At 50.0% G+C, this 24915-nt stretch carries 26 protein-coding genes and 1 other RNA gene; 21 read left to right on the top strand and 6 right to left on the bottom strand.

Annotated elements, in window-relative coordinates; all coding sequences use genetic code 11:
* The 4 genes from Q1K24_RS02505 to cdd all read left to right on the top strand — a co-directional run.
* Positions 1 to 479 (top strand): outer membrane protein OmpK (locus Q1K24_RS02505; RefSeq protein WP_300365467.1); only part of this gene is annotated, 479 nt, incomplete at its 5' end.
* A gap of 14 nt (positions 480 to 493) precedes the next feature.
* Entirely contained in the window at positions 494 to 1831 is a 1338-nt protein-coding gene (gene deoA, locus Q1K24_RS02510) for a thymidine phosphorylase (RefSeq protein WP_300365470.1), read from the top strand.
* Complete coding sequence (locus tag Q1K24_RS02515; RefSeq protein WP_300365472.1) at positions 1828 to 2445, top strand: hypothetical protein; 618 nt, start codon at positions 1828 to 1830, stop codon at positions 2443 to 2445. The genes deoA and Q1K24_RS02515 overlap by 4 nt, the downstream gene beginning before the upstream one ends.
* Positions 2442 to 2840 carry a cytidine deaminase gene (gene cdd / locus Q1K24_RS02520; protein ID WP_300365475.1) on the top strand — a complete coding sequence of 133 codons (399 nt, stop codon included), beginning with the start codon at positions 2442 to 2444 and terminating at the stop codon, positions 2838 to 2840. Before Q1K24_RS02515 ends, cdd begins: the two co-directional genes overlap by 4 nt.
* 20 nt (positions 2841 to 2860) lie before the next feature.
* On the opposite strand, the gene Q1K24_RS02525 is transcribed toward cdd, so the two are convergent.
* Positions 2861 to 5461: an AsmA-like C-terminal domain-containing protein gene (locus tag Q1K24_RS02525; protein WP_300365478.1), complete on the bottom strand. Its 2601-nt coding sequence runs from the start codon at positions 5459 to 5461 to the stop codon at positions 2861 to 2863.
* On the opposite strand from Q1K24_RS02525, the gene mltG reads away from it, so the two are divergent.
* The 15 genes from mltG to Q1K24_RS02600 all read left to right on the top strand — a co-directional run bounded on the left by mltG (position 5412) and on the right by Q1K24_RS02600 (position 18144).
* A complete protein-coding gene (gene mltG / locus Q1K24_RS02530; RefSeq protein WP_300365481.1) occupies positions 5412 to 6347 on the top strand; it encodes an endolytic transglycosylase MltG in 936 nt (311 codons plus the stop codon). The genes Q1K24_RS02525 and mltG overlap by 50 nt on opposite strands.
* A 104-nt stretch (positions 6348 to 6451) precedes the next feature.
* A complete protein-coding gene (locus Q1K24_RS02535; protein ID WP_300365484.1) occupies positions 6452 to 8665 on the top strand; it encodes an NADP-dependent isocitrate dehydrogenase in 2214 nt (737 codons plus the stop codon).
* 162 nt (positions 8666 to 8827) lie between these two features.
* Complete coding sequence (gene mdh / locus Q1K24_RS02540) at positions 8828 to 9784, top strand: malate dehydrogenase (RefSeq protein ID WP_300365486.1); 957 nt, start codon at positions 8828 to 8830, stop codon at positions 9782 to 9784.
* Positions 9784 to 10635 carry a fumarate hydratase gene (locus Q1K24_RS02545; RefSeq protein ID WP_300365570.1) on the top strand — a complete coding sequence of 284 codons (852 nt, stop codon included), beginning with the start codon at positions 9784 to 9786 and terminating at the stop codon, positions 10633 to 10635. The genes mdh and Q1K24_RS02545 overlap by 1 nt, the downstream gene beginning before the upstream one ends.
* A gap of 9 nt (positions 10636 to 10644) precedes the next feature.
* The gene (locus Q1K24_RS02550) at positions 10645 to 11205 is read left to right on the top strand and encodes a Fe-S-containing hydro-lyase (protein ID WP_300365489.1); all 561 of its coding nucleotides are present in this window, start codon (positions 10645 to 10647) and stop codon (positions 11203 to 11205) included.
* Positions 11206 to 11227: 22 nt separating this feature from the next.
* On the top strand, positions 11228 to 12391 hold the full coding sequence (gene sucC / locus Q1K24_RS02555; RefSeq protein ID WP_300365492.1) for an ADP-forming succinate--CoA ligase subunit beta: 1164 nt from the start codon (positions 11228 to 11230) through the stop codon (positions 12389 to 12391).
* 12 nt (positions 12392 to 12403) lie between these two features.
* Entirely contained in the window at positions 12404 to 13276 is an 873-nt protein-coding gene (sucD, locus tag Q1K24_RS02560; protein WP_300365495.1) for a succinate--CoA ligase subunit alpha, read from the top strand.
* Positions 13277 to 13278: 2 nt separating this feature from the next.
* Entirely contained in the window at positions 13279 to 13578 is a 300-nt protein-coding gene (locus Q1K24_RS02565) for a heavy metal-associated domain-containing protein (protein WP_300365497.1), read from the top strand.
* A complete protein-coding gene (locus tag Q1K24_RS02570; RefSeq protein ID WP_300365500.1) occupies positions 13575 to 13892 on the top strand; it encodes a 4Fe-4S dicluster domain-containing protein in 318 nt (105 codons plus the stop codon). The genes Q1K24_RS02565 and Q1K24_RS02570 overlap by 4 nt, the downstream gene beginning before the upstream one ends.
* A gap of 9 nt (positions 13893 to 13901) precedes the next feature.
* Positions 13902 to 15035, top strand: coding sequence for a 2-oxoglutarate synthase subunit alpha (locus Q1K24_RS02575; RefSeq protein ID WP_300365503.1), 1134 nt, complete (start codon positions 13902 to 13904; stop codon positions 15033 to 15035).
* Position 15036: 1 nt separating this feature from the next.
* On the top strand, positions 15037 to 15894 hold the full coding sequence (locus Q1K24_RS02580) for a 2-oxoglutarate ferredoxin oxidoreductase subunit beta (protein WP_300365506.1): 858 nt from the start codon (positions 15037 to 15039) through the stop codon (positions 15892 to 15894).
* Positions 15895 to 15904: 10 nt separating this feature from the next.
* Positions 15905 to 16480 carry a 2-oxoacid:acceptor oxidoreductase family protein gene (locus Q1K24_RS02585; protein WP_300365509.1) on the top strand — a complete coding sequence of 192 codons (576 nt, stop codon included), beginning with the start codon at positions 15905 to 15907 and terminating at the stop codon, positions 16478 to 16480.
* 102 nt (positions 16481 to 16582) lie between these two features.
* Positions 16583 to 16976, top strand: an RNA gene (gene rnpB, locus Q1K24_RS02590) — RNase P RNA component class A.
* A 176-nt stretch (positions 16977 to 17152) separates the two neighbouring features.
* Positions 17153 to 17902 (top strand): carbonic anhydrase, encoded by a 750-nt coding sequence (locus Q1K24_RS02595; protein ID WP_300365512.1) that lies wholly within the window; start codon positions 17153 to 17155, stop codon positions 17900 to 17902.
* 5 nt (positions 17903 to 17907) lie between these two features.
* A complete protein-coding gene (locus Q1K24_RS02600; protein WP_300365515.1) occupies positions 17908 to 18144 on the top strand; it encodes a hypothetical protein in 237 nt (78 codons plus the stop codon).
* A 51-nt stretch (positions 18145 to 18195) separates the two neighbouring features.
* On the opposite strand, the gene Q1K24_RS02605 is transcribed toward Q1K24_RS02600, so the two are convergent.
* From Q1K24_RS02605 to glmS, 4 genes are read right to left on the bottom strand one after another with little or no spacing between them, the layout of a single operon-like run.
* Positions 18196 to 19761, bottom strand: coding sequence for an AMP-binding protein (locus tag Q1K24_RS02605; RefSeq protein ID WP_300365518.1), 1566 nt, complete (start codon positions 19759 to 19761; stop codon positions 18196 to 18198).
* Positions 19758 to 20978 carry a glutamate mutase L gene (locus Q1K24_RS02610; RefSeq protein ID WP_300365521.1) on the bottom strand — a complete coding sequence of 407 codons (1221 nt, stop codon included), beginning with the start codon at positions 20976 to 20978 and terminating at the stop codon, positions 19758 to 19760. The genes Q1K24_RS02605 and Q1K24_RS02610 overlap by 4 nt, the downstream gene beginning before the upstream one ends.
* Positions 20975 to 22336, bottom strand: coding sequence for a methylaspartate mutase (locus Q1K24_RS02615; protein ID WP_300365524.1), 1362 nt, complete (start codon positions 22334 to 22336; stop codon positions 20975 to 20977). Before Q1K24_RS02615 ends, Q1K24_RS02610 begins: the two co-directional genes overlap by 4 nt.
* Complete coding sequence (glmS, locus tag Q1K24_RS02620) at positions 22333 to 22740, bottom strand: methylaspartate mutase subunit S (protein WP_300365527.1); 408 nt, start codon at positions 22738 to 22740, stop codon at positions 22333 to 22335. The genes Q1K24_RS02615 and glmS overlap by 4 nt, the downstream gene beginning before the upstream one ends.
* Positions 22741 to 22827: 87 nt before the next feature.
* Here glmS and rraA point away from each other — a divergent pair, with 87 nt between their 5' ends.
* Entirely contained in the window at positions 22828 to 23328 is a 501-nt protein-coding gene (gene rraA / locus Q1K24_RS02625; protein ID WP_300365530.1) for a ribonuclease E activity regulator RraA, read from the top strand.
* A 70-nt stretch (positions 23329 to 23398) separates the two neighbouring features.
* On the opposite strand, the gene Q1K24_RS02630 is transcribed toward rraA, so the two are convergent.
* Positions 23399 to 23935: a YSC84-related protein gene (locus Q1K24_RS02630; RefSeq protein ID WP_300365533.1), complete on the bottom strand. Its 537-nt coding sequence runs from the start codon at positions 23933 to 23935 to the stop codon at positions 23399 to 23401.
* A 178-nt stretch (positions 23936 to 24113) separates the two neighbouring features.
* On the opposite strand from Q1K24_RS02630, the gene Q1K24_RS02635 reads away from it, so the two are divergent.
* A complete protein-coding gene (locus tag Q1K24_RS02635) occupies positions 24114 to 24911 on the top strand; it encodes a hypothetical protein (RefSeq protein WP_300365536.1) in 798 nt (265 codons plus the stop codon).
* Positions 24912 to 24915 lie beyond the last annotated feature (4 nt).

The following is a 24915-nucleotide window of genomic DNA, read 5'->3' on the forward strand; positions in this document are numbered from 1 at the left end:
CCGAGGGAGTGATGAAAAATGTGCAGATCCATATTCAAGACTATTATCTGTACGGCGACAGTTTTCTTGTAAACAATCTGGTCGTGGGTTTGGCGTACAAATATATGAGTGAAAACTTTTTTGCGAGACCTTTCGTCGGAGTCCATTACATGCATGATACCTTCCATGACAGCCTGTGGAATGGGTACATGGGCGGATGGGTATTCAATTATGATTTTCGGGCATTTGATCAGAAGTTTTCAATCTCAAACTGGCATGAATTCGAATGGAAGAGAGATGAATCTACCTACTTGAATGACGATGGTTCCAGGCAGGAGTTTGGTGACCGGTCTTCATGGGGTGTCCAGGGAGCGTTGGCAGCCTGGTGGCATGTCACCAAACATGTCACGGGGGGTATCCAGTATCGCTACTCCTGGCATAAACTGGGTAACTATAACTATCTAAATGGCATAATCTATACGTTGAAATACAATTTTTGATGAAAGGAGCCCCGATGCTTCTACCGCAGGAGATCATTCGAAAAAAGCGTGACGGAAAAATATTAAGCAGGGAAGAGATAACATTTTTCGTCCGGGGTATTACAGACGGATCGGTCTCCGAAGGGCAGATCGCCGCATTCGCGATGGCTGTCTATTTTCAGGGGATGACGATGGATGAGCGTATCGCCCTGACCGAAGCGATGCGAGACAGTGGCGATGTGCTGGAGTGGAAAAGTCTGGAACTGGACGGTCCCGTGCTCGACAAACACTCGACTGGCGGTGTTGGCGATGTGGTTTCGCTCATGCTCGGACCCATGGTCGCAGCATGCGGCGGCTATGTGCCGATGATTTCCGGACGCGGTCTTGGCCATACGGGTGGAACGCTCGATAAATTCGATGCAATTCCGGGCTACAACACCGCACCGGACAACACATTGTTTCGAAAAACCGTGAAAGAGATCGGTGTCGCAATCATCGGCCAGACAGGCAACCTGGCACCGGCGGACAAACGATTCTACTCCATCCGTGACGTGACTGCCACGGTTGAATCGATCCCTTTGATTACTGCGTCGATTCTTTCGAAAAAACTGGCGGCAGGGTTGGAAGCACTTGTCATGGATGTGAAAGCAGGAAGTGGCGCTTTCATGCCCACCTACGAACTCTCCGAAGAGCTCGCCAAAAGTATCGTGACGGTTGCCAATGGTGCGGGATGCAGGACGACGGCGCTGATTACCAATATGGACCAGGTACTCGCAAGCAGTGCGGGGAATGCCGTGGAAGTACGTGAAGCGGTGAAATATCTGACAGGGGAATATCGCAATCCACGTCTTCACGATGTGACGATGGCTCTTTGTGGAGAGATGCTGCTGCTGGGTGATCTGGTATCGACAGAGGAAGAGGCACGTGATAAACTGCAACAGGCACTTGACAGCGGGAACGCGGCCGATCGCTTCGCCCGGATGGTCGCGGCACTCGGCGGACCGGCTGACTTCCTCGAAAAATATGATGACTACCTGGAAGAAGCACCGATTGTCCGGCCGATCTACGCCGAACAATCGGGTGTCGTCGAATCGATGGATACCCGGGCGATCGGCATGGCGGTTGTGGCGATGGGAGGCGGACGCCGCAAACCGACCGATGCCATCGATTACGCTGTCGGTTTCAGTGACTTTGTCGCACTGGGAGAGAGGACGGATGAGGCGCGCCCCTTGGCGATTGTGCATGTACGAAACGAAATGCAATTCGAAGAGGCGCAGAAAGCGTTGCGTGAAGCGATCTGTGTGGGCAAGAGAGTTCCCGAGAAGAAACCGATGGTTTTCAAGAAAATAACGAGAGAGGATACAGAGTCATGACATTCGACTGGGTAGAGTGGTTCGGGTACCTGGCCTCGGTTGTCGTCCTGATTTCACTAATGATGGCGTCTATCGTAAAACTGCGCTGGATCAATCTGGTCGGTGCTTCGATGTTTACGATTTACGGACTGCTTATTCACTCGATACCGGTCGCTTTTCTAAATCTTGGAATCGTCGGCATCAATATCTACTATCTCTATCTTTTCTATACAGCCAAAGAAAAATTCACGGTTGTCGCAGCCGATATGGATTCCGAACTGTTCAACCATTTTCTTGAAATCTATAAAGCGGAGATCGAAAGAATTGTTCCGATTAGCGCATTGAAACAGTGCCAGAAAGCTCTCTACCAGCTGCGGGACAATGAGGTGGCCGGTATTATGGTCGGCGACCGTATCGGTGATATTCTCGACATCAAGATCGACTTCGTCTTCCCGCGATACAGGGATTACAAACTCGGCGAATACTTTTTCGTCAAACATCCCGAACTTTTCAAGCAACGTGGAATCAGAAAAATTTTTGCCCATGCCAAAGACGATGCATATGCACACTATCTAAAGCGGATGGGTTTCAAAAGGGTTTCAGAGGATTCCAATACCTACGAGAAAGTTTTATGAACCGATTCGACGAACTCGATGCTCTTCTGAAAAATGCCTATGCTCCCTACAGCGGATTTCGTGTCGCATCGGTCATGGTGACGAAAGAGGGCAGTCTGTTTCAAGGTGTCAATGTCGAATCGGTCGCCTATCCGACGACGATGTGTGCCGAAAGGAACGCGATCTTTCATGCCGTCTCCGAAGGTGCGAAACCCGGCGACGTCGCTGAAGTCCATATTCTGGCAAAAAACTCGGAGGGCAAGTACATCGAAGCGTTCCCATGCGGTGCGTGTCGACAGATTATCGCGGAACTCTCTCTCAATGAAGCGAAAATCTATGTTTATCGATCAAACGATGAAATCTCTGTCCATTCGATATCGGAACTTCTGCCGCACGCATTCTTTTCGTTGACGTAATATCCGTTCGCATTTGTCTCTCATTTGAAAAGATGAAACGGAAATGTAAAGGTCCGTTTCATGATGTTGATCGGTGCCGTTACGATATCTTTGGCTGCTGTCGTATGGACTTTTGGATCGTCAAGGCGGCCTTCGACCGACAATCCGATGGAAATCTTTCCGTTGTCTCCAAAAAGGATATATCCTGCAACGGGTATTTTGTGCATCGTTGCACTGATGGTTTCGAGAAACTGGATGCGCATCTTGATATCGATATGTTCTTTCTCGAAATCGATTTTCCCTTTTCCGAAGATGTTGGCACTCTTCCCGTGGATATTGATATTTTCAAAGGTGAAGATCGGTGCTTTGTAATGGTATTGGACAACCGCTTTTTTGATCTTGAAACCTTTGTTGCTGAATCCGGGGTTTTTCAGCATCAGAATGGCCGGAATGGAGTTCAGCGCGGCAAGAACATTGTTGTAGACGGCACTTTTTGCCCACATTGTATCCCTGGCGATCATCGTACCGTTGAAATCGTCGATTTTGCCGGCAGTATCGAAGTCGAAATAACCTCCGTAAAGGTTGTCGAGCGGGGGAATGCCATGGGCAACTTTGTCGGAGAGGTCTCTGCCGACAATTTTCATATTGTCGTCGTAGAAGATTCCTCGGATCGTTCCCGATCCATGTTTGGATTCGAATAGCGCCGAAAAAGGATGGGATGTAGTGATTTTTAACTGCAGCGCATCACACGGCAGATAGGCGTATTGCGTATGGATTGTACTCGTTTTTCCATAGATGTGAATCAGATTGGCCTCGCTTCTACTTTTCTCTGCTGCATGCTGGTCCTTCAAATAGGGCCTGAGCAGTTCGCGAAGTTTGATCACATTGATGTCGGTGTTTGCATAATGGATCGTCGTAAGTTTCCCTTTTTTATGGATGCGGATCGTATCGTTGAGAGCCACATCGATCTTTTCGGGCAACAGGGTCGCTTCGATCGTGAAATGCTCCAAAGGTTTCCCCTCTTGCAGCAAGATATCGTTTTTGTAATCGATCTCTCCTTTCACATCGGTATGCTCAGGACGATGGATAATATTCAGAACTCCCTCTTCGATCGGCTTGAGCGGACCTTCGAAATAGTGTTTGAGACGACTTAAGTCATGCAGAGCGATCTGCATCTCTCCACCGGGCCTGTACTGTAGAGACGCATCGAGAGAGGGGATGTTGAAAAGAATATGTTTTTTGAAATCCATCTTGACATGAAGGGTATCCTGTTGAATACTCAGCAGAGGAAGTCTTCCTGTCGGAAATTTGAATTTGTCGATGGTCGCATAGAAATCCGCATCTTTTTTATCGAGATCGATGGTGCCTTTCAATGCCGCTTTCAAGTATGGATCGAAACGGATTCGGCAAGGTTTGATCGTCACAAGATTGTTGTCCGAAATGACATGCAGATTTTCGACAGGTATCGGAATAACATTGTCGAAAAGAAGCTCTGCCGATTCCGATTTGTAATCTCCCTTGTAGGAGACGATGGAACCGTCTGCGAGTGCTACGGTGAAATCGACAACGGCATCCATCGTTCCTTTTGTCTGTACGAACGGGATCGGTATGTTGTAAGCCCCGAGTATGTTACGTATCGAATCATCAAATCGGTCTTTGACGACAATATGGGCATCGAGCTCCGTCTTTCCGCCTCTGCCCAGCAGATTGCGTATACGAACGTAACTGCCATCCAGTTTTTTCTTCCGATAGAGAGGATTGTAGAGTTTGAATCCCAATATATCGTGACGATAACGTATATCGATTTGTCTGGTGTGAACGGGAGGTACGTCGGGATGGAAATGGATATCGGCATCATACGCTGTGGCAAACCCTGTGACTTTCTCAGGATCGAAAACGATTTTTCCATCCTGTTTCAAGGTGATTTCACCCTTTAAATCGTGAAGAATATAGCGTTTTGCAGGAATTTTTGGGTAGATCCATACTTTGATATCCGGAGGCGGGTCGAGATAGTCCACGAGAGGTTTGATCGAATCGGTCGGTTCTGAATTGATGTTGAAGCCGATAAGATCTTTTTTATGCCAGACCGAAAAGAGACCGTTGAGGTTCAAGCCGCTGTATCGCCCTTCGCCTTTCCAGACATGATTTTTGACATCGTAGGCGAAACGCCCTTTGAGTGTCAGATCGGGTTTGAGAATGTAGAGTGTTTCGATTTTGGCGAAAAGTATTTTTTTTTCCGGATCGAAGAAAATCCGCGTTGCCAGTTCGAGTTTGTCCGTCTCGGCATAGAAAACATCGTCGAAGAAGAGAAGATGGGCCGTCTCTTCACCTGTTACAATGTCGTTGATCTGGATTTTTTCGAAAAAATGGGGGATGAAGCGGAGAAGATTGCCGATATTGTCGAGTTCCTGAAGTGCGCTGCCGCTCTTTTTCTTTTTGCCGATTTCCACCCTGTCGATCTCGATGATCAGTTTTTTATCCAGTTTGATGTAAAATTCTTTTATTTTCAAACCAGGGAGATCGATTTCGGGAATCGATAGACCCTTCGCAAGGATGACAGCCAGAATTATGAAAGCCAATGAAACAGCAAAAATGATTTTAAGAAGTGTCGAATGGAGTATCTTGGCTGTTGTTATTATCATCGTATCACTTACATATTATCTTGTTCAGCCGGTGAAAAGCAATCGGGTACTCTTTTTGCCCTCCGGTACAGGGGCTACGATTATATCATATTTGAACCGAAACGGAATCGATGTGAACGGATTGGATCGGTATCTCCTGAGGTTTTTCGGTTATCCCCAGCAGGGGTGGATTGACATCGGTACAACCAAACTTACAAAAGCGGATTTTCTGTATCGGTTGACGCATGCCAAGGCCGCGATGACCCAGGTGACACTGATACCCGGCGAGACGCGGGATATTTTTTTCGATTTGGTCAGTAAAAAGCTGGAGCTCGATCGAAAAAAACTGGATAGTGCATACGAACGTTTTGCCCCCTGTCCCGATGGTGTCATCTGGCCCGATACCTATTATATTCCGATCGGCATTACGGAGGAGCATCTGGTCTATTATCTGGTGAAACGATCGATGCAGCGGCACAAGGAGCTGTCGAAAAAATTTTTCGGGATTTATAATCAGAAAAACTGGTTTCGATATGTAACGATTGCATCCATCATTCAAAAAGAGGCGGCCGATGAAGAGGAGATGCCCATCGTGTCCGCCGTTATCTACAATCGACTGAAAAAGAGAATGCCACTGCAAATGGATGGTGCGCTCAATTATGGGAGGTTTTCCCACACGAAAGTGACCAAACGGCGAATAGAACGCGATACGACGCACTTCAATACCTATAAATTTTCGGGTCTGCCCCCCTGGCCTGTAGGAAGTGTCTCGATCGAGGCGATCAAAGCGGCGATCAAACCGGCAAATGTGGAGTATCTCTATTTCGTCAAAGGCAAGGATGGCAAACACATTTTTACCAAGCGTTACAAAACGCATCTGAGAAACATCAAAAGTGTGAATAAATGAAACATCGGTATCGCTTATTTTTTCGATTGGGTGCTATTTATGACTTACTAAAAGTTTGATTGCTACTATAAAGGTTATAAACCCAACAGAAAGAAGGAGAAATCATGGCATCCAATCCGACCATCGTTTGGACAAAAATCGACGAGGCTCCGGCCCTCGCAACCTACTCACTCTATCCGATCGTTAAAAATTTTGCGAAAAAAGCTGGTGTAGATGTCGTACAGAAAGACATCTCCCTGGCCGGACGCGTTATCGCGACATTTCCGGATGCGCTGAAAGAGGACCAGCGTATCGAGGATGAGCTGGCGAAACTCGGCGAACTGGTAAAGAAGCCGGAAGCGAACATCATCAAACTCCCCAACATTTCAGCTTCCATCCCGCAGCTCAAAGAGTGTATCGCCGAGCTTCAGGCACAGGGATACGACCTGCCGGATTATCCGGAAGATCCGCAAACGGATGCGGAAAAAGAGATTCAGGCGCGTTATGCCACATGCCTCGGTTCCGCCGTCAACCCGGTACTGCGTGAAGGCAACTCTGATCGCCGTGCGGCAGACGCTGTCAAAAAATTTGCCCAGAAGCATCCGCATCGCCTCAAGCCGTTCGATCCGAACTGCAAGGCGTATGTCGCTCATATGGAAAAAAATGACTTCTATGCCAACGAGCAGTCCGTTATCATGGAGAAGGGCGGCACCGTTACAATCGAACTGAACGGCAAAGTTCTGAAAACCCTGAACGATATCGAAGATGGCGAGCAGATCTCTTCAAGCTTCCTCGGAGCGGCGGATCTCGACGAGTTCCTCGCACAGACGGTCGAAGATGCGAAAGAGAAGGATCTTCTCTGGTCGATCCACCTTAAAGCGACGATGATGAAAGTCTCCGACCCGATCATGTTCGGTCATGCGGTCAAAGTGTTCTATAAAGAGGTTTTCGACAAATATGCCAAAGAGTTCGAAGAGATCGGTGTCAATCCCGATCTGGGTCTTGGCGACCTCTACCAAAAACTCCAGAAACTGCCGGATGAGAAGCGCGGCGAGATCGAACTGGAGATTTTCGAGACGTACAAACGACGTCCGAACATTGCAATGGTCGACAGTGACAAAGGCATTACAAACCTTCACGCATCCAACGACATCATTATCGATGCTTCCATGCCTCCGGTCATCCGCGAAGGCGGCAAGATGTGGAACAAAGATGGTGAACTGCAGGAGACTGTGGCAGTCATACCTGACCGAACCTATGCACGTATGTACAAAGAAATTCTCGAAGATTGTAAAATCAATGGACAATTCGATGTCACGACGATGGGCCACGTCAGCAATGTCGGTCTGATGGCCAAGAAAGCGGAAGAGTACGGATCACACCCGACCACATTCAAAATCGCAGAAGACGGCACTGTCGAAGTCAAAGACGGAAACGGCAATGTTTTGATGAAACACAGTGTCAAAAAAGGCGATATCTGGCGACTCTACCGTGTCAAAGAGATCGCGGTCAAAGATTGGATCCGACTGGCCCACGAGCGTGCCAAACTGACCGGTGATCCGATCGTCTTCTGGCTCGACAGCAACCGCGCCCACGATGCGAACCTGATCAAGCGTATTGTCGAGGAACTGCCGCAGTATCTTGAAAAAGAGCCGGTTGAGTATCACATCATGGCACCGGAATTGGCAATGAAATACACACTGAAGCGCACACGTGCCGGCCTCAATACAATCAGTGTAACAGGAAACGTTCTGCGTGACTATCTGACAGACCTTTTCCCGATTCTGGAGCTTGGAACTTCTGCAAAAATGATGTCGATCGTTCCTTTGCTCGCAGGTGGTGGACTGTTCGAAACAGGTGCCGGCGGTTCCGCTCCGAAGCATGTCGAGCAGTTCCTCAAAGAGGGACACCTCCGATGGGACAGCCTGGGCGAGTTCCTGGCACTCGCCGAATCTCTGCGCATGATCGCACAGAAAAAAGGCGACGACAAGATCATGGAGATGGCCAAAGCCCTCGACAAAGCCAACGAAGCCTATCTCGACAACGATAACGCACCCAGCCGAAAATGTTGCGAACCGGACAACAAAGCGAGCCACTTCTTCCTCGCGAAATACTGGGCGGAAGCACTGGCTGAAAGCAGCGACAAAGAGCTCGCCGAAACGTTTGGCACGATCGCGAAAGCGCTGGAAGAGAGTGAGCGCCAGATTCTGGACGAAATGCTTGCCATCGAAGGCAAAGAGCAGGATATCGGCGGTTACTACCATCCGGATGATGCCAAAGCCGAAGTGGCGATGCGCCCGAGCGAAACACTCAATAAAATCGTCGATTCCATCGCATAATCACACCGCACCTTCGGGTGCGGTTCAAGATATGTGAGTAAAACTTTGATGAATTGAAGTTTTATTCGTTTATCTTGTCATTTGTTCTATACTTGCCCTATATACTATCACTAGTCTCCCATAGTCAGGCAGGCTAAAATAATTGAAATAAAAGGATTGCCAGTGGGAAAAGGAAAACGAGTTGGTATTGTAGGAGCCGGAAATGTCGGTTCAACAGCTGCGTTTATTCTAGCCATGAATGGCTCTTGCCATGAAATCATTCTGCGGGATAATAAAGTTGACATTGCAAAAGGGAAAGCGCTTGATATGAGTCAAGCGGCCGCAGCCGCACGAAGCCATACCATCGTGTCAGTCGCGGAAGAGCCGAATCAGCTCGTCGATTGTGATGTGGTTGTTGTGACGGCAGGAAGCCCGCGTCTTCCCGGGATGAGTCGTGACGATCTCCTTCTGACCAACGCACGCATCACACGGGAAGTCGTGCGTGACATCAAAACCTACTCTCCCAATGCCATCATTATCATGGTTTCCAACCCTCTTGATGCCATGACCTACGTGGCTTTGAAGGAGAGTGGTTTTGAGCGTCATCGGATTCTCGGGATGGCGGGTATTCTCGACAGTTCGAGAATGGCCTATTTCATTCAGGAGAAACTGGGTTACGGTGCCGGTCAGATCCGCGCCTCGGTCATGGGAGGTCACGGAGACGACATGGTGCCGCTGCCGCGTTACTCGACGGTTGCCGGTGTCCCCCTGAACGATCTGCTGACAGACGAGGAGATCGACGAGATCGTCGAACGCACCAAGCATGGTGGTGCGGAGATCGTCAACTACCTTAAAACCGGCTCCGCCTACTACGCGCCGGGCAAATCGGCGGTCATTATGGTCGAAGCGATACTGAAAGACACCAAGCAGATCTACCCCTGTGCCGTCTATCTTGACGGAGAGTACGGCTACAGTGATGTAGTGAGCGGCGTGCCGGTCAGTATTGGTGCCGACGGTGCCGAAGAGATCATCAATATTTCACTCAATGCGTGTGAACGGAAGATGTTCAAAAAATCGGTCGAGTCGGTCAGACAATTGATCGATACCCTCGAAAAACACAACTTTTTTGGAGAAAAATGATGAGAGAAATTGCTTACGAAGATATCGTCAAAGCGGTCAAAAACATGGTCATCCATACGGCGACGAATCTGCCGGAGGATGCACTCAGAAAGCTGAAAGAGGCCCATGAGAAAGAGAAGAGCCCCGTTGCCAAAAAGGTGCTTGAACAACTGCTCGAAAACGCAGAGATCGCCCGTACAGAGAAGCGGCCTCTCTGTCAGGACACCGGATTGGCCGTCTATTTCGTCAAAATGGGACAGGATGTTCATGTAACCGGTGGTACGCTGACGGATGCGATCAACAAAGGAACGGAAGAGGGGTATGTCGAAGGATATCTGAGAGCATCGACCTGCGACTGTTTCACCCGTGCCAATCTCAAAGATGTTATCGGCTACAACCTGCCTGCGGTCATTCATTACGATATTGTCGAGGGTGACAAAATAGAGATCGAGTACGCTGCCAAAGGGGGCGGAAGCGAGAATGTCAGCCGCGCCCGTGTTCTGGCGCCTGCACAGGGGCCACAGGGTGTCATCGACTTTGTCAAAGAGGTTATCTCCGAAGCCGGGCCAAATCCATGCCCTCCGATCATCGTCGGTGTCGGTATCGGTGGTACATTCGAAAAGGCTGCCGTTTCCAGCAAATATGCCCTTTTCCGTGAAGCGGGAAAACCGAATCCCGATCCGGCGGTCGCAGAATTTGAAAAAGAGCTTCTTTTCGAACTCAACAAACTCGGTATCGGTGCCATGGGTATGGGCGGAACGGAGACGGTACTGGCGGTTCATGTCGAAAAGAACCCCTGTCACATTGCCAGTCTTCCAGTTAGTGTCAACGTTCAGTGCCACAGCAGTCGACACAATCACATAACGCTTTAAGGATTTGCCATGAGTCAAGTACATTACCTTACCACACCGCTGACCGATGAAGATATTATGAATCTGAAAGCGGGCGATATCGTCTATCTATCCGGTACGATTTTTACCGCGCGTGATGCGGCACACAAACGTCTTGTCGATCTGATCGAGAGCAAGGAAGAGCTTCCCTTCCCGCTGCAGGGCGCGGTTATCTATTTTGTCGGTCCGACTCCTCCGAAGCCGGGCGAACCGATTGGAAGCGCAGGGCCTACGACAAGCTATCGTATGGACAGTTACTCGCCGACACTCATCAAATATGGTTTGAAAGGGATGATCGGAAAAGGAAAACGCAATCAGGCTGTCAAAGATGCTTGCAAAGAGTACAAAGCGGTCTACTTCGGAGCGACAGGGGGTGCGGGTGCACTGCTTGGCAAGCTGATCAAGGAGGCGAAAGTGATTGCCTACGAAGAGCTTGGTCCCGAAGCGGTTCGTATGCTCAAGGTGGAAAATTTTCCCGTCACAGTCATTAACGACGCGTATGGCAACGACCTCTATGAAGAGGGTCGCAGACAGTACGAAGTGAAAGACTAAAATCTAAAACAAAGGATAGTCCATGAATATACATGAATATCAGGCGAAAGAGATCTTCCGTCAATATGGCGTTCCTGTCCCGCGTGGCCAGGTAGCCTTCACTGTCGAAGAGGCAGTGGATGCCGCGCGAAACCTCGGAGGCAGCATCTGGGTTGTCAAAGCGCAGATTCATGCGGGCGGCCGTGGTCTCGGCGGCGGAGTCAAACTCGCAAAATCTCTTGATGAAGTGCGGGAGTGGGCCAATAAAATTCTCGGTATGACGCTGGTGACGCATCAAACAGGACCGGAAGGCAAAGTGGTACACAAAGTCTATATCGAAGAGGGTGCGGACATTCAAAAAGAGTACTATCTGGGTATGCTTCTCGACCGTGCACTCGAGATGCCGGTTATGATGGCATCCACCGAGGGCGGTATGGAGATCGAGAAAGTGGCGGAAGAGACACCTGAGAAAATCGTCAAGGTGCATATCGATCCGGCTATCGGATTCCAGGGTTTCCATGGACGTCAACTCGCCTTTGGTCTGGGACTGGCCAAGGAAGAAGTCGGGCCGTTCATCAAATTTGCCCAGGCACTCTACAAGGTCTATATGGACAAAGATGCGGAGATGATCGAGATCAATCCGCTCATCAAGACAGGTGACGGAAAATTTCTCGCACTCGATGCAAAAATGGGCTTCGACGACAGTGCTCTCGGACGGCATCCCGATATCGTTGAAATGCGTGACCTCTCGGAAGAGGAACCGACGGAAGTCGAAGCGAAAGAGCATGGCCTGAGTTATATCAAACTCGATGGCAATGTCGGATGTATGGTCAATGGCGCCGGTCTGGCGATGGCGACGATGGATATTATCAAGCATGAAGGAGGCGAGCCGGCCAACTTCCTCGACGTGGGTGGCGGAGCGAATCCCGAAACGGTGGCAAAAGGATTTGAAATTATTCTGAAAGATCCGAACGTCAAGGCGATTTTTGTCAACATCTTCGGCGGTATCGTCCGTTGTGACCGTGTCGCAAACGGTATTCTCGAAGCGACGAAAATCACCGATGTCAACGTGCCGGTTATCGTACGTCTTGACGGAACCAACGCGGACGAAGCTGCGGAGATTTTGAAAAATGCCGGTATCAAGAATATCATTTCTGCGACTGACCTTGCCGATGGTGCAAAAAAAGCGGTTGAAGCTGCGAAGTAAAAGGAGAGAAGTATGAGTATTTTGGTCAATAAAGATACAAAAGTTATCGTTCAGGGATTTACCGGTAAAGAGGGTACCTTCCATGCTTCTCAGTGCATTGAGTACGGTACGAAAATCGTTGGCGGTGTGACACCGGGCAAAGGTGGACAGGAGCATCTGGGACAGCCGGTATTCAATACGGTCAAAGAGGCTGTCGAGGCGACAGGTGCAACCGTTTCGATGATCTTCGTTCCGCCGGCCTTCGTAGCGGATGCCGTGATGGAAGCGGCGGACGCGGGAATCGAACTGGCCGTCATCATCACCGAAGGCGCACCGGTCAAGGACATGATGTACGCCAAAGCCTATGCGACGAAAAAGGGGATGAACACGATCGGACCGAACTGTCCGGGTATCATTACCGCCGAAGAGTGCAAAATCGGTATCATGCCGGGCTTCATCTTCAAGAAAGGGCCGGTCGGACTCATCTCCAAATCGGGTACGCTGACGTACGAAGCCTCCAATCAGGTCGTCAAAGAGGGTCTCGGCATCACGACGGCTGTCGGTATCGGGGGAGACCCGATCATCGGGCTGAGCTACAAGCAGCTTCTTCCGATGTTCGAAGCGGATCCGGAGACCGAAGCGATCGTTATGATCGGTGAGATCGGCGGGGACCTCGAAATTCAGGCAGCAGCGTATATCAAAGAGAACATCAGCAAGCCGGTCGTTGCCTTCATCGCCGGTCAGACGGCTCCGAAAGGCAAGCGTATGGGACATGCCGGTGCGATCATCTCCGGCGGAAGCGGAACGGCAGCCGAAAAGATGGCGGCCCTCGAAGCGGCTGGCGTCAAAGTCGTCGTATCTCCGGCTGACATCGGCAAAGCGGTCAAAGAGGTAATGGGAAAGTAAGGATGCTCAAAACCTACGATGTGGCCAATATCCGGTGCGAAGGGTGTGCCAGTACGATCAAAAAGGCGCTCTCTGAGCACTTTGGTAACAGCGTAGAAATCGATCTGAGTGTCATGCCACGAAAGGTAACAGTGGATCTGACGGATTCATCGCAGGAGGAGCTTTTAATAGCGACCTTAAGGAAGCTGGGTTATCCTCTAATCAACGATGAACTGTCGGGCATCGAAGGAGCAGTGATGAAGGGTAAGAGCTTCGTCTCGTGCGCCGTAGGAAAATTCAATCCAACGAAGGAGAAGCAATGAGTCTGATGAAAGCACCGGAAAACACACCGGTCTGGACCGACGAGAGTCGCTGTAAGGCGTGTGACATCTGTGTGGCGGTATGTCCTGCGGGCGTTTTGGCAATGCGCTACGAGCCCCATTCGGTTCTGGGCGAAATGATTACCGTAGAGGCACCGGAACTCTGCATAGGATGCAACGAGTGTGAACTGAGCTGTCCCGATTTCGCAATTTTCGTCGCAGACAGAAAAGAGTACAAGTTCGCCAAATTGACCGATGCGGCGAAAGAGCGGGCTGAAGCGATCAAGAACAACAAATATATGACGCTGAGCGCATAAGGAGTTAGAATGGCAAGAGAAGTAATTTCCAGTGGTAACGACCTGGCAGCGAAGGCTGCGGTCGATGCGGGATGTATGTTTTTCGGGGGATATCCGATTACGCCGTCGAGTGAGGTCATGCACACCATCTCCGATCTGCTTCCGAAAGTAGGCGGAGCGTCCATTCAGATGGAAGATGAGATCGCAGGTATCTGTGCGGCTATCGGCGCGTCAATGAGCGGTGTCCGATCCATGACGGCGACGTCTGGTCCCGGTATTTCACTGAAGGCGGAAAACCTCGGTCTGGCTCAGATGGCGGAAGTTCCGCTGGTTGTCGTCAACGTTATGCGCGGCGGTCCTTCCACCGGTCTTCCGACCCGTGTTTCCCAGGGTGATATCGCGCAGGCGAAAAACCCTTCGCACGGTGACTACAAATCGATCACTGTCTGTGCGGGCAATCTTCAGGAGTGTTATACCGAAACGGTCCGTGCATTCAACCTGGCCGACCGTTTCATGCAGCCGGTCATCGTACTTCTGGACGAAACGATAGGCCATATGCATGGTAAAGCGATCCTTCCCGATCTCGAAGAGGTACAGGCGGGCATCAAACTTCGCAAAACGTTCGACGGCCCGGCGGAAGAGTACAAACCCTACGGCGTCGCACAGGACGAGCCGGCGGTACTGAACCCGATGTTCAAAGGGTATCGCTACCACTTCACGGGTCTGCACCATGATGCGATGGGATTCCCGACCGAAGAGATCGAAACATGCCGCAAGCTGATCGACCGTCTTTTCCGCAAAGTCGATGAACACACAGATGAACTGGAGAGCAACGAAGAGTACATGCTCGACGATGCCGATATCCTGTTGATCGGTTACGGATCCGCGTCGCTGGCGATCAAGGAAGCGATCCTGAGACTTCGCGACGAAGGGATCAAAGCGGGTATGTTCCGACCGATCACGGTATGGCCAAGCCCCGAGAAACGTCTCTACGAGCTGGGGCAGAAGTTCGACAAAGTACTTTCTGTCGAACTGAACCAGGGACAGTATCTCGAAGAGATTCAGCGCGCAATGGGGCGCAAGGATATCCAGAAATTGACCAAAACGAACGGACGACCGTTCTCGCCGCAGGATATCATTGACAAAGTGAAGGAGGTTTTCTGATATGGCATTTAATTATGATGAATATTTACGACTGGAAAAGATGCCCACACTCTGGTGCTGGGGTTGTGGCGATGGTGTAATTCTCAAATCGTTCATCCGTGCAGTTGACAAACTGGGACTCAGTAAAGACGATGTCTGTGTCGTCTCTGGAATCGGCTGTTCCGGACGTTTCAGCTCGTATGTCGACTTCAATACGGTTCACACGACGCATGGACGGACTGTTGCCTATGCGACAGGTATCAAGCTGGCGAATCCGGACAAACATGTCATCTGTGTCGCAGGTGACGGAGATGCGCTGGCGATCGGCGGTAACCACACGATTCACGGATGCCGCCGGAATATCGACATTACGTTGATCGTCATCAACAACTTCATCTACGGTCTGACCAATTCCCAAACATCTCCGACGACACCGCGAGGTTTCTGGTCGGTTACGATGAAGCAGGGCAACATCGATCCGACATTCGATGGTTGCAAACTGGCTGAAGCGGCAGGGGCCTCTTTTGTTGCGCGTGAAAAAGTTTCCGAGCCGAAAAAAGTGGAGAAAGTCATCACATCTGCTCTTCAGCACAAAGGTTTCTCCTATGTCGAGATTCTCTCCAACTGTCATATCAACCTTGGTCGAAAGAACAAGATGGCATCTGCCATGGATAACCTCGACTGGATCGACAGTATCACAATGTCAAAGAAGAAGTATGATGCACTTCCGGAAGAGGAGAAAATCAACATACTTCCGACCGGTATTCTGAAACAGGATAAAGAAGCGCCGGAGTACTGTGATATGTACGGCAAGCTCAAAGAGGTTTATCAGGGTAAGCGCGAAAAATTCACGCCGGCCGATTTCAAAAAAGTCATATAAGGGGTTGTTCATGAGCAGAATTGTAATGCGCTTTACCGGTGTAGGTGGACAGGGTGTCCTCCTTGCCGGAGAGATTTTTGCGGCGGCCAAAATCAAGATGGGTGGCTACGGTGTTAAAACTGCAACCTATACCTCCCAGGTTCGTGGCGGCCCGACTGTCGTTGATATTCAGCTTGACGACAAGGAGATATTCTATCCGTATGCGATCGACGGACAGATCGATTTTATGCTTTCTGTTGCAGACAAAAGTTACCAGCTTTTTAAAGATGGTGTTGCCGAAGGCGGTATCATTGTTGTCGATCCAAATCTGGTCTATCCGACGGATGAAGATCGAAAAAAATGGAAAATCGTCGAGATACCGATCATTACGATTGCGAAAGAAGAGGTTGGAAACGTGATTACCCAAAGTGTCGTCGCGTTGGCAATCGCCAACACCTTCATGAATGCGATTCCGGAAGAGACACTGATTGAAACGATGCTTAGTAAAGTACCCAAAAAGGTTCACGAAGCGAACATTAAAGCGTATGAACTGGGTAAAAAATATGCGCTTGAAGCGATGGAAAAAATGGGTATCGAACCCCGTTAAAATAACTGATCCTTCCTTCTAGCAGATGTTCGGGGCTTTTGCCTCGGCATCGTTCTCTCAGATCCTTTCTTTTTACCTTAAATTTTGCTAAAATACACATACAAGGCACGGCGGATGCTTGCATGACACCAGTCATGAGGAAAGTCCGGGCTGCAGTGAAGCAGGGTTCCGTCTAACGGACGGCCACCGCAAGGTGAGGGACAGTGCAACAGAAAGCAAACCGCCCGCCCATATTTCAAGTGCGGGTTACACTGGAAGTGCTCCGAAGCTCTTCCATGTGATGTTTCTTGGAAATATGGGCGGGTAAGGGTGAAACGGTGGGGTAAGAGCCCACCAGCGCCCTGGGCAACCTGGGCGGCTATGTAAACCCAACCCGCAGCAAGAAGAGCTTGGTATAAGCTTCACAATTCTGCTCTTCGCTCGAACACGATGGCAACATAGTGTGTAGATAAATAAGCATCCTCGACATAACCCGGCTTACAGCCGTGCCTTCTTCTTTCATCAACCGTTTGACAATCTCTACTCATTCAATCTCAATATACAAAATGTGTTTTTTGGAAACACTCTGGGATCACTTTTGTAAAAAAATCTCTTGAATTTCGTATCACAACGAAATCCGTATCGATGTAGTGTAGAATAAATTATTATATTTCATCGTCAAAGGTAGATCTCATGAAAAAAGTAATGTCGTTTATGTTGGGTGCCGGTATGGCCGCATCGTTCGCTCTGGCTGGAGGCCATGGTATCCACTGGGGATACAGTGGAGAGGGTGCACCTGCGCACTGGGGTGATCTTTCAGAAGATTTTGTTCTCTGTAAGATCGGGAAAAATCAGTCACCCATCGATCTGCGTACCGACAAAGCCTACGAGACCGATCTTCCTTCGATCGTCTTCAGCTACCATGCCGGATCTCGTAACGAAATCAACAATGGCCACTCCGTTCAGGTGAATATCAAACCCGGCAGCTATATCATGGTCGACGGAATCAGATTCGAATTGAAGCAGTTCCACTTCCATACTCCCAGCGAAAACACAATCGACGGCAAATCTTTTCCCATGGAGGCCCACTTTGTGCATGTCGACGAAGATGGCAACATTGCCGTTGTCGCTCTGATGTTCGAGTACGGAAAGAAGAACAGCGTGCTGGAGCGTTTCTGGAACGTGATGCCCGAGCGTGCCGGAGACCGCAGAGATATCTCCATTTCTGCCGAAGAGATCAGAAAACTTTTCCCGAAAAAGAGAGACTACTACCGTTTTAACGGATCTTTGACGACGCCTCCCTGTTCGGAGGGTGTACGCTGGTTTGTACTCAAAGAGCCGATGACGGTCACAAAAAAACAGGTGGAGCAGTTCGCACGGGTCATGGGTGAACCCAACAACCGACCCGTACACCCGCTCAACGCCCGCTGTATCCTCAAATAGGCCATATGCACGATCCTTTCGAGATCCCTTCACGAAAGCAGACGCGGCGGAAACCTTTCCGTCCGCGCTGCAAAACCTGCCGTACCAACAGACACATCGTCCCCGTCGTCTACAGTATCGAGATAAGTGAAGAGCTTCTGGAAAAAGAGCGTGCCGGGGAGATCAGGATCGGCGGCAATGCACGCAGCGTCGATGCGCCGAACTGGTATTGCTCGAAGTGCGGGGGAGCGTTTCAACGGTAGTCGAAAATTACAGGTATTAGGTTCTATCGACCATCGACCTGTGACTATCGACTAAACAAACTCTTTTCTCAACGCCTCTTTGTCGATCTGTTTGCTGTGAAGCGATTTGCGCGGCATATTCGGATTGTAGACGATCTGGGCCGGAAGCATGTAGTTGGGAAGGTGCTTTTTCAACTCGAAAAGTATCTCGTTTTTGGGAAGTTCTCTTTTTCCGCCGTACACCATTACGATCTCCTCTTCGATCTCCTCGTTGGGTATGGAGAAGACGATGCACTCGGTAATTTCCGGAATATTTTCATAGACGACGCTTTCGATCTCGTAGGGACTGACACGGTAGCCCTGGGTTTTGATCATGTCATCCTTGCGGCAGACGAAATAGATGTATCCCTCTTCATCGGCGTAGACATAATCGCCGCTGGCTACGACGATTTCATCGGTCAGATTACCCTCGGGTTTGAGTACTTTGTCCAGAATCTGAATGCTTTTGAATCGTTTTCTGGTCTCTTCGGGTGCGTTCCAGTATCCCTTGTAGATACAGGCCCCCCGATGAATCAGTTCGCCGACTTCGCGCGGTTTGCAGGCTTCACCCTCTTCGTTGATGATGTAGAGCTCCACATCCGGAACCGCTTTGCCGATCGAATTGGGGCGGATGTGGATCTGTGCCGGGTCAAGGTAGGCGGAGCGGAACGCTTCGCTCAGGCCGTGCATCGAATAGAACTTTGCGTCGGGGAAATGGGTCGTGATGTTCTTGATCATCAGCGGCGTGATGTTGCCTCCCGATGACGTGATGGTACGAAGTTTGTTGAAGTGCTCGGGTTTCGGGATACGGTGGGGATCTTCGTCGAACATCTGCGTAATGTGGATTGGCATTAGCGGCAGCACCGTGACGCCATCGTTGATGAGATGGGTGAAGAAATCGGACGGCAGGACGAATTTGTGAATTGCAAGCGTTGCCTGTTTGAAGAGTGCCGTATAGATCTGATTCAGCCCATAGTCGAGATTGAACGAGAGGATGCCGCTGATGACGTCATCGCTGCGAATGTCGAGATATTTTGCGACGATTGCCGCGCCGTCGAAGAGGGCGCGATGGTTGATGACGATGCCTTTGGGGTTTCCCGTAGAACTGAATGTATACGTGATGGCGGCGTTGTCATGGCCTTTGATGTCGCACGCATGTTTGCCTGTGTAGCACTTGTAGATCTCCTCGAACGAAACATCACTCTCTTCTGTCGGCGTGTAGGAGATGATTTTGCCGGAAAAACCGGTTGCTTTGACGGTTTCGATCTTTTTGGTGTCGGTGATGATGCAGGTAATACCGCAGTCTTCGATGATGTGTTTGACCTGTTCCGGTTTGAGCAGTCGGGTGATCGGTACGAAGATGTGTTCGGTCGACATGATCGCCAGGATGGCGATTACCTGATCGCAGCTCTTGTTGGAGTAGATTCCGATCCGGCTCCCTTTGGGTAGATTCAGTGTTGTCAGGTAGTGGGCGACCTGATTGACCCGTTCGAAGAGTCCGGCATAGGTATAGCGGTCGCCGTCCAATGTGATGGCGAGTTTTTCCGGATTGCCGTGTGCGGCGTTTTCAAGCAGTTCGCGGATGGTGTTGACAGTCATGATAACTCCTTTGTGGCCTCTTCGTTGGTAAATTCCTGCATACCGTATGTCCAAATTTCATAGTTCTTATCGAGGACGATGCCCGGTATCTGATGGAAATGGAGCAGTTTTTTGTAAAAGAAGCGTATGATCGTTTCGCTCTCTTCCTGATTCAGCACTTTCGTGATGCCGCCTGTGAGTACGATGCTGTTGAGATTTTCGAGCTTCAGTTCGACATAGTCACTGTGATGCCTGGAGACTTTATAGAGAACCAGGAATATCGCAAGCTGCATCAATACTTTCGTCGCGGCTTCGCTCTCCTCTTCGAGAATGTTCTCGGTCACGTTGAGATAGTTGAGCAGTTCGTAGACGAATTCGTTCTGTCTGGCTGTATGGATCAGGCTTTCACGTGATTTGTAGACACCCAGTTTTTTGAAGACGAGGCGGTCGTATCCTCCCTCTCCGACGATATTGTCGTTGACCAGGTCGCTGCTGTAGTGGATGTCGGTCGTCGCGCCGCCGATATCGATGACGATGAAAGGGTCTGCTACATCGAGCCGGTCGCTGATATGGGAAAGCGCCCGGTTGACGATATAGGGAGTGGAGTAGATTTGATTCGCCGTGATCTCATAGAGATGTTTGATGTCCTCCTTCCCCATGATGTCGGCCTGATAGAGATCGGTCAGATAGGTTTTGAGCGCTCCTTCGTTGATCTTCAGTTTGTCGGTGATGATATTGTCGAGCACAACGAGCTTTTCGAGCTTTTCACTCAAATATCCGCGTTCATCCGCACTGCCGACATAGACGATGTTCTGGTAGGCGCAGTCCTGCAGAAAGTCGAAAAGTCTATCGTCGAAGATTCTCCCGACCCCGTCGATGCCTCCGACGACAATGACCACGTCGATCATTTCCACGGGTGGCTTGGCAGTGTCGATATCGTGATAGAGCACCGTGTCGATAATGTTGATCCCCGAGTTGAACGCGATGTTGATGGCATACTTGAGGCTGAAGGAGTTGCTGAGGCCGATGATGAGCGTGCTTAGCCCGCCGTTGGCCGAGCTGCATATCTGAATCTCTTCGGGTCTGTATTTTGCGATGGTGTCGCCGCATTTTTCCATCAGGTCATCGAAAATAGGGCGGTTGAAGTCGCGAAAATAGTGGCGTATCGTACCGTTTTCCGCCATTTTGAAGTAGGTGCTTCCGATATCGAAGAGGAGTTTTCTGTTTGGGGCACTCATTGCATGATCCCTATATCTTTGATGATCTTGTCGACGACCCGTTCTCCCTCATTGAGGCGGATTTTCGACCGTTCGAAGGCGAAACTTCTGTCGGAGATCGGCAGTTTTCCCCGTTCGAGGATGCGGATGTTCTCCTGCGGGTCGCGGATCGTGATCACCTCGTTGGCGTTGATGACATGGGGGGAGAACGGAATGTCGATATGCCCCTTTTTGATCGCGTTGAAGACTTTGCGCCAGAGGGTGTCGGCGCCGTCGTTCAAAACCGCTTCCATGATCTCGTTGACCATGCTGGTGAGGTTCTCTTCCTCCTCCTCGTCGCTGACAGCGGGAAGGCCTTTGAGCATGCCGAGGGTGTATTTGACACTGGCGACGGCCCGGGCGTTCGCCTCTTTGGTCGGGATGCCGAAGGCTTCGTTGCGTGTCTTGGTAATGATCTTGTCGGCACCGACCATCGCGGCGATGACGGTGGATGCGGTGATGAGCGCGTCGGAGTACTCCTTGTTGTAGGGAAACGCACCCATCCACTGATGGTAGACAAGATGGATATCGGCGTCGTGGTGACCGAACATGTCGGCATAATGACGAGCCAGCTTTTTGATGACGTTGGCCGTGACGACATCCTGGATCATCGAGCCGGTCTGGGAGAAGCTGACCGAGAACGATTTGACCCCCTCTTCGAGAGAGAGCAGCATTTCGACGAGCTGGATGACGATGACGATCGCCGGCGGCTGCAGCGTGGCGCTGAGTGGGCCGAACGATTCCCGGTTGATCGGTTCGTTGAATGTGGAGTAGAGAGCGCATACCTTCTCCACATATTTCCAGTAGAGAAACGCTTTGTCGAGCGGGAAGTTTTTGGAGTAGGGGAGCAGGTAGGTGATGGGCCCTCCCTCGATCTCGAAAATGCCCGACGCCAGCGCCATCTCCACCAGCAGTCTGGCATCGGGTGTGCCGTGGCGGAGGCTGACGGGCGTGTCGAAATGGGTGATCATCTTGCGTGTTGTGCGGTAGCCGTGGTTGATGAGCGGGTAGCCATTGAGCATGTCGACATCGTTCTCTTCGGAGAGTGCGAGCATCTTTTTGGCGGTGGCGTAGTCGTTGAGACGGGTGTTGGAGTCGATCGTCAGCGGCAGCACGTCGACGCCGGCCTCCTTGAACTCCTCGTAGAGCCGAAAGACCTTTTCGTAGGTAGGGAATCCTCCCCGCGGCTGCACCTGCATGGCGTCGCTGGTTTTGAACCGGTGGGAGATGAAAAGCTCTTTGCTGGCACTTTTGACGAACGCTTCGATCTCTTCGAAATCGAAATGGTCGACATACTCATTTTGGGTGATGATTTCGCGTTCGCGTTGAAGCAGACTCATGCGTGCGCCTTCAGATAGTTTTCCAGCGTGTCGAGGCCGACATTGAGATCGACCTGATGGAAAACGAGATCGAATCCGTAGTTTTTGAATTTCGGGACGAGTGCGTCGGGGTCCATCTCCCCGACACCGAGATTGCCGCCGATCATAAAAACGACATCTTTTCGGAAGGTATACTGCTTTTTCAGAATCTGCAGATCACGGCACCATCCCTCCGCTTCGCCGTTGAGCGAGGAGATGAGCAGGACATCGGCATCGGTTTCGACAATGGCGTCGAGAAACTCTTCGAGATAGGTATTGACGCCGAGATTGAAGACGGTAAACCCGCGCTCTTTGAGAGATATTTCGATCAGACGGTTGGCGACGACATGAATGTCGTTGCCAACCACTCCGGTTACAACTTTCATCCTGATTCTTCTTCGCTTGAAAATATAAAGGGTATTTTATCCAAACGCAGATGTTTTTAAGTATAATTTTTTAAAAAAAGGCAAAAAATGAAGTTTTTTACAGCGGATATCTGTGACGAATGCAGGGAAAAAGTACAGGTACTCGATCCTGGTTACAAATCGTACGGCGGAACGACGAGCTGTTACGGGCCTATCCAGACACTCAAACTGCAAAAGAACAATTCCGAACTGATCGCTCTGCTGAAAGAGGAGGGGCACGACCGTTTTATCGTCGTTGATGTGGATGGGGCCTATGAGGCGGTTGTAGGCGAGAATCTGATGAAACTGGCGCAGCATAACGGCTGGGCAGGCATTCTCGTCAACGGTTACGTTCGGGATATCCATGTGACGACGACGATACCCGTCGGACTCTGGGCACTCGGTACATGTCCGCGTAAAAGTTTTGAAAACAATCCGGGCGAACGTGATATCGAACTCGTGTTTGGCGGTGTGACATTTAAAAATGGTGATTTTCTGCTGGCGGACAGAGACGGGATTATCGTAGTTTCACCTGAAACGATGGCATCGCTGCAGGAGAAACTCTTTTGAGAGGATTGGATGCAATGGACGATGCAGCACGCTGAGAGAGATCAGCCGGTGATATCGAAACGATTCGATATCACTTTTTGATTTTGGTGATTTTCGAGCCTTCCAGCGTCAGATTGTACATCAGACCTTCGTTGCCGAAGACGAAACCTACGACGGGATCTTTGAAATCGATCGTGTTGACATCTTCGCCAACTCCCCATTTCACGAGGGCGACCGATGCATCGCCGCCGATTTTCCAGCCGTCGCTGTTTCTGAAATCGTCCAGCGCTTTCTGTGTCAGAAAGGCGATGATGACCGACTTTCTCTGTGCCCCGAGCTGGAAACCGAAGGATGCTCCGGCAGTATTGTAGTAACCGACGATTTTGTCGTGAACGAGGAGTGCTCCTTCCCCGTATTCGCCTCCGATACCGAAACCGGCTTTGTAGACATTGGGAAAGACCAGATACCCTTTGGATTTACGGAGAAATTCTGCACCGCCTTTGACCTCTTTGTTGAACTTTTTGATCGTTTCACGAATTTCGACGTTCAACACCTCTTTCGATGCAGCCTGCAGCAATTGCGTAGTGGTCAAAAAAGCCAGAAAAAGAAAGAAGAGAAATTTTTTCATCCGATATGTACCTCTCATGTTTGGAAATAAGTTTGATTGAATTATAACCAATTCATGTGGATTCTTCGTGAAATGATGTATGAATCGGATTAAATTGCCAGGCTACATCTTTTCAAAAGCGCCCTCTTAAGCGATTCGTTGTAAAATCATGCTCAACATTACGACAAAGTGGAACGATATGCGAAAATCTTTTTATCTCTTCTTTCTCCTTTCGATCTCTCTGTTCGCACAGATACACTATGCCAAACTCGAACCGGTACAGACGTATGTCATCAAAGCGGCTGCAGCCGGACAGATCGTCAAAGCCGACGACTCCAAAGAGGGTACAGTGGGAACGGACGAAGTCGTCGTCCAGGTCGACGACAAAGTGGACCGGGCGCAGATAAAGGCCCTCGAAACGACACGGAACGTACTTGGCGAAACGTTGAAACTTACGGAAGAGATGGAGAAAAACCAGAAGAGCGTCTACGAAAAAGATTACCGGTATTACCAGCGTACGAAAAATATGAAGACCAAGTCCCAGACGGAGAAAGATCGCATCTTTACCGCGATGATGGCGTCGAAAAACCAGCTTTTGAGTCTGAAAGAGAAGATCGCCACGCTGAAAAAGCAGATTGCCGATACGGATTACCAGATCGTACAGCTGAGAGACCGTATCGAAAAAAAGGCGATACGGGCAAAAGGGCTCTATGTTTACAAGGTTGCAGTACGAATCGGTGACTACGTCAATCCCGGAACTCTTCTTCTCAAGGCGATGGATATCCGCAAAGGGCGGCTTGTTATCTATCTCGATGCCGACGAGATCGAAGGCTTGGAGAAAAAGAGAATTTATCTGGACGGCGATGCAACCGATCTGAAATTCGACAAAGTGATCCGTGTAGCCGACGATACGCATATCTCCTCCTATCGTGCGGAGATCATTCTCGATACGCCGGGAAATCTCTTTTCGAAACTTCTCAAAATAGAAATCAAATAGCAAG

It is taken from the genome of Hydrogenimonas sp. (assembly GCF_029932565.1).
GTDB lineage: Bacteria > Campylobacterota > Campylobacteria > Campylobacterales > Hydrogenimonadaceae > Hydrogenimonas.

Bases quoted from the DNA above. Each gene is read 5' to 3' on its own strand.
- deoA (WP_300365470.1), top strand. From the start codon at position 494: ATGCTTCTACCGCAGGAGATCATTCGAAAAAAGCGTGACGGAAAAATA.
- Q1K24_RS02515 (WP_300365472.1), top strand. From the start codon at position 1,828: ATGACATTCGACTGGGTAGAGTGGTTCGGGTACCTGGCCTCGGTTGTC.
- cdd (WP_300365475.1), top strand. From the start codon at position 2,442: ATGAACCGATTCGACGAACTCGATGCTCTTCTGAAAAATGCCTATGCT.
- mltG (WP_300365481.1), top strand. From the start codon at position 5,412: ATGATTTTAAGAAGTGTCGAATGGAGTATCTTGGCTGTTGTTATTATC.
- Q1K24_RS02525 (WP_300365478.1), bottom strand. From the start codon at position 5,461: ATGATAATAACAACAGCCAAGATACTCCATTCGACACTTCTTAAAATC.
- Q1K24_RS02535 (WP_300365484.1), top strand. From the start codon at position 6,452: ATGGCATCCAATCCGACCATCGTTTGGACAAAAATCGACGAGGCTCCG.
- Q1K24_RS02545 (WP_300365570.1), top strand. From the start codon at position 9,784: ATGAGAGAAATTGCTTACGAAGATATCGTCAAAGCGGTCAAAAACATG.
- Q1K24_RS02550 (WP_300365489.1), top strand. From the start codon at position 10,645: ATGAGTCAAGTACATTACCTTACCACACCGCTGACCGATGAAGATATT.
- sucC (WP_300365492.1), top strand. From the start codon at position 11,228: ATGAATATACATGAATATCAGGCGAAAGAGATCTTCCGTCAATATGGC.
- sucD (WP_300365495.1), top strand. From the start codon at position 12,404: ATGAGTATTTTGGTCAATAAAGATACAAAAGTTATCGTTCAGGGATTT.
- Q1K24_RS02565 (WP_300365497.1), top strand. From the start codon at position 13,279: ATGCTCAAAACCTACGATGTGGCCAATATCCGGTGCGAAGGGTGTGCC.
- Q1K24_RS02570 (WP_300365500.1), top strand. From the start codon at position 13,575: ATGAGTCTGATGAAAGCACCGGAAAACACACCGGTCTGGACCGACGAG.
- Q1K24_RS02575 (WP_300365503.1), top strand. From the start codon at position 13,902: ATGGCAAGAGAAGTAATTTCCAGTGGTAACGACCTGGCAGCGAAGGCT.
- Q1K24_RS02580 (WP_300365506.1), top strand. From the start codon at position 15,037: ATGGCATTTAATTATGATGAATATTTACGACTGGAAAAGATGCCCACA.
- Q1K24_RS02585 (WP_300365509.1), top strand. From the start codon at position 15,905: ATGAGCAGAATTGTAATGCGCTTTACCGGTGTAGGTGGACAGGGTGTC.
- Q1K24_RS02595 (WP_300365512.1), top strand. From the start codon at position 17,153: ATGAAAAAAGTAATGTCGTTTATGTTGGGTGCCGGTATGGCCGCATCG.
- Q1K24_RS02600 (WP_300365515.1), top strand. From the start codon at position 17,908: ATGCACGATCCTTTCGAGATCCCTTCACGAAAGCAGACGCGGCGGAAA.
- Q1K24_RS02605 (WP_300365518.1), bottom strand. From the start codon at position 19,761: ATGACTGTCAACACCATCCGCGAACTGCTTGAAAACGCCGCACACGGC.
- Q1K24_RS02610 (WP_300365521.1), bottom strand. From the start codon at position 20,978: ATGAGTGCCCCAAACAGAAAACTCCTCTTCGATATCGGAAGCACCTAC.
- Q1K24_RS02615 (WP_300365524.1), bottom strand. From the start codon at position 22,336: ATGAGTCTGCTTCAACGCGAACGCGAAATCATCACCCAAAATGAGTAT.
- glmS (WP_300365527.1), bottom strand. From the start codon at position 22,740: ATGAAAGTTGTAACCGGAGTGGTTGGCAACGACATTCATGTCGTCGCC.
- rraA (WP_300365530.1), top strand. From the start codon at position 22,828: ATGAAGTTTTTTACAGCGGATATCTGTGACGAATGCAGGGAAAAAGTA.
- Q1K24_RS02630 (WP_300365533.1), bottom strand. From the start codon at position 23,935: ATGAAAAAATTTCTCTTCTTTCTTTTTCTGGCTTTTTTGACCACTACG.
- Q1K24_RS02635 (WP_300365536.1), top strand. From the start codon at position 24,114: ATGCGAAAATCTTTTTATCTCTTCTTTCTCCTTTCGATCTCTCTGTTC.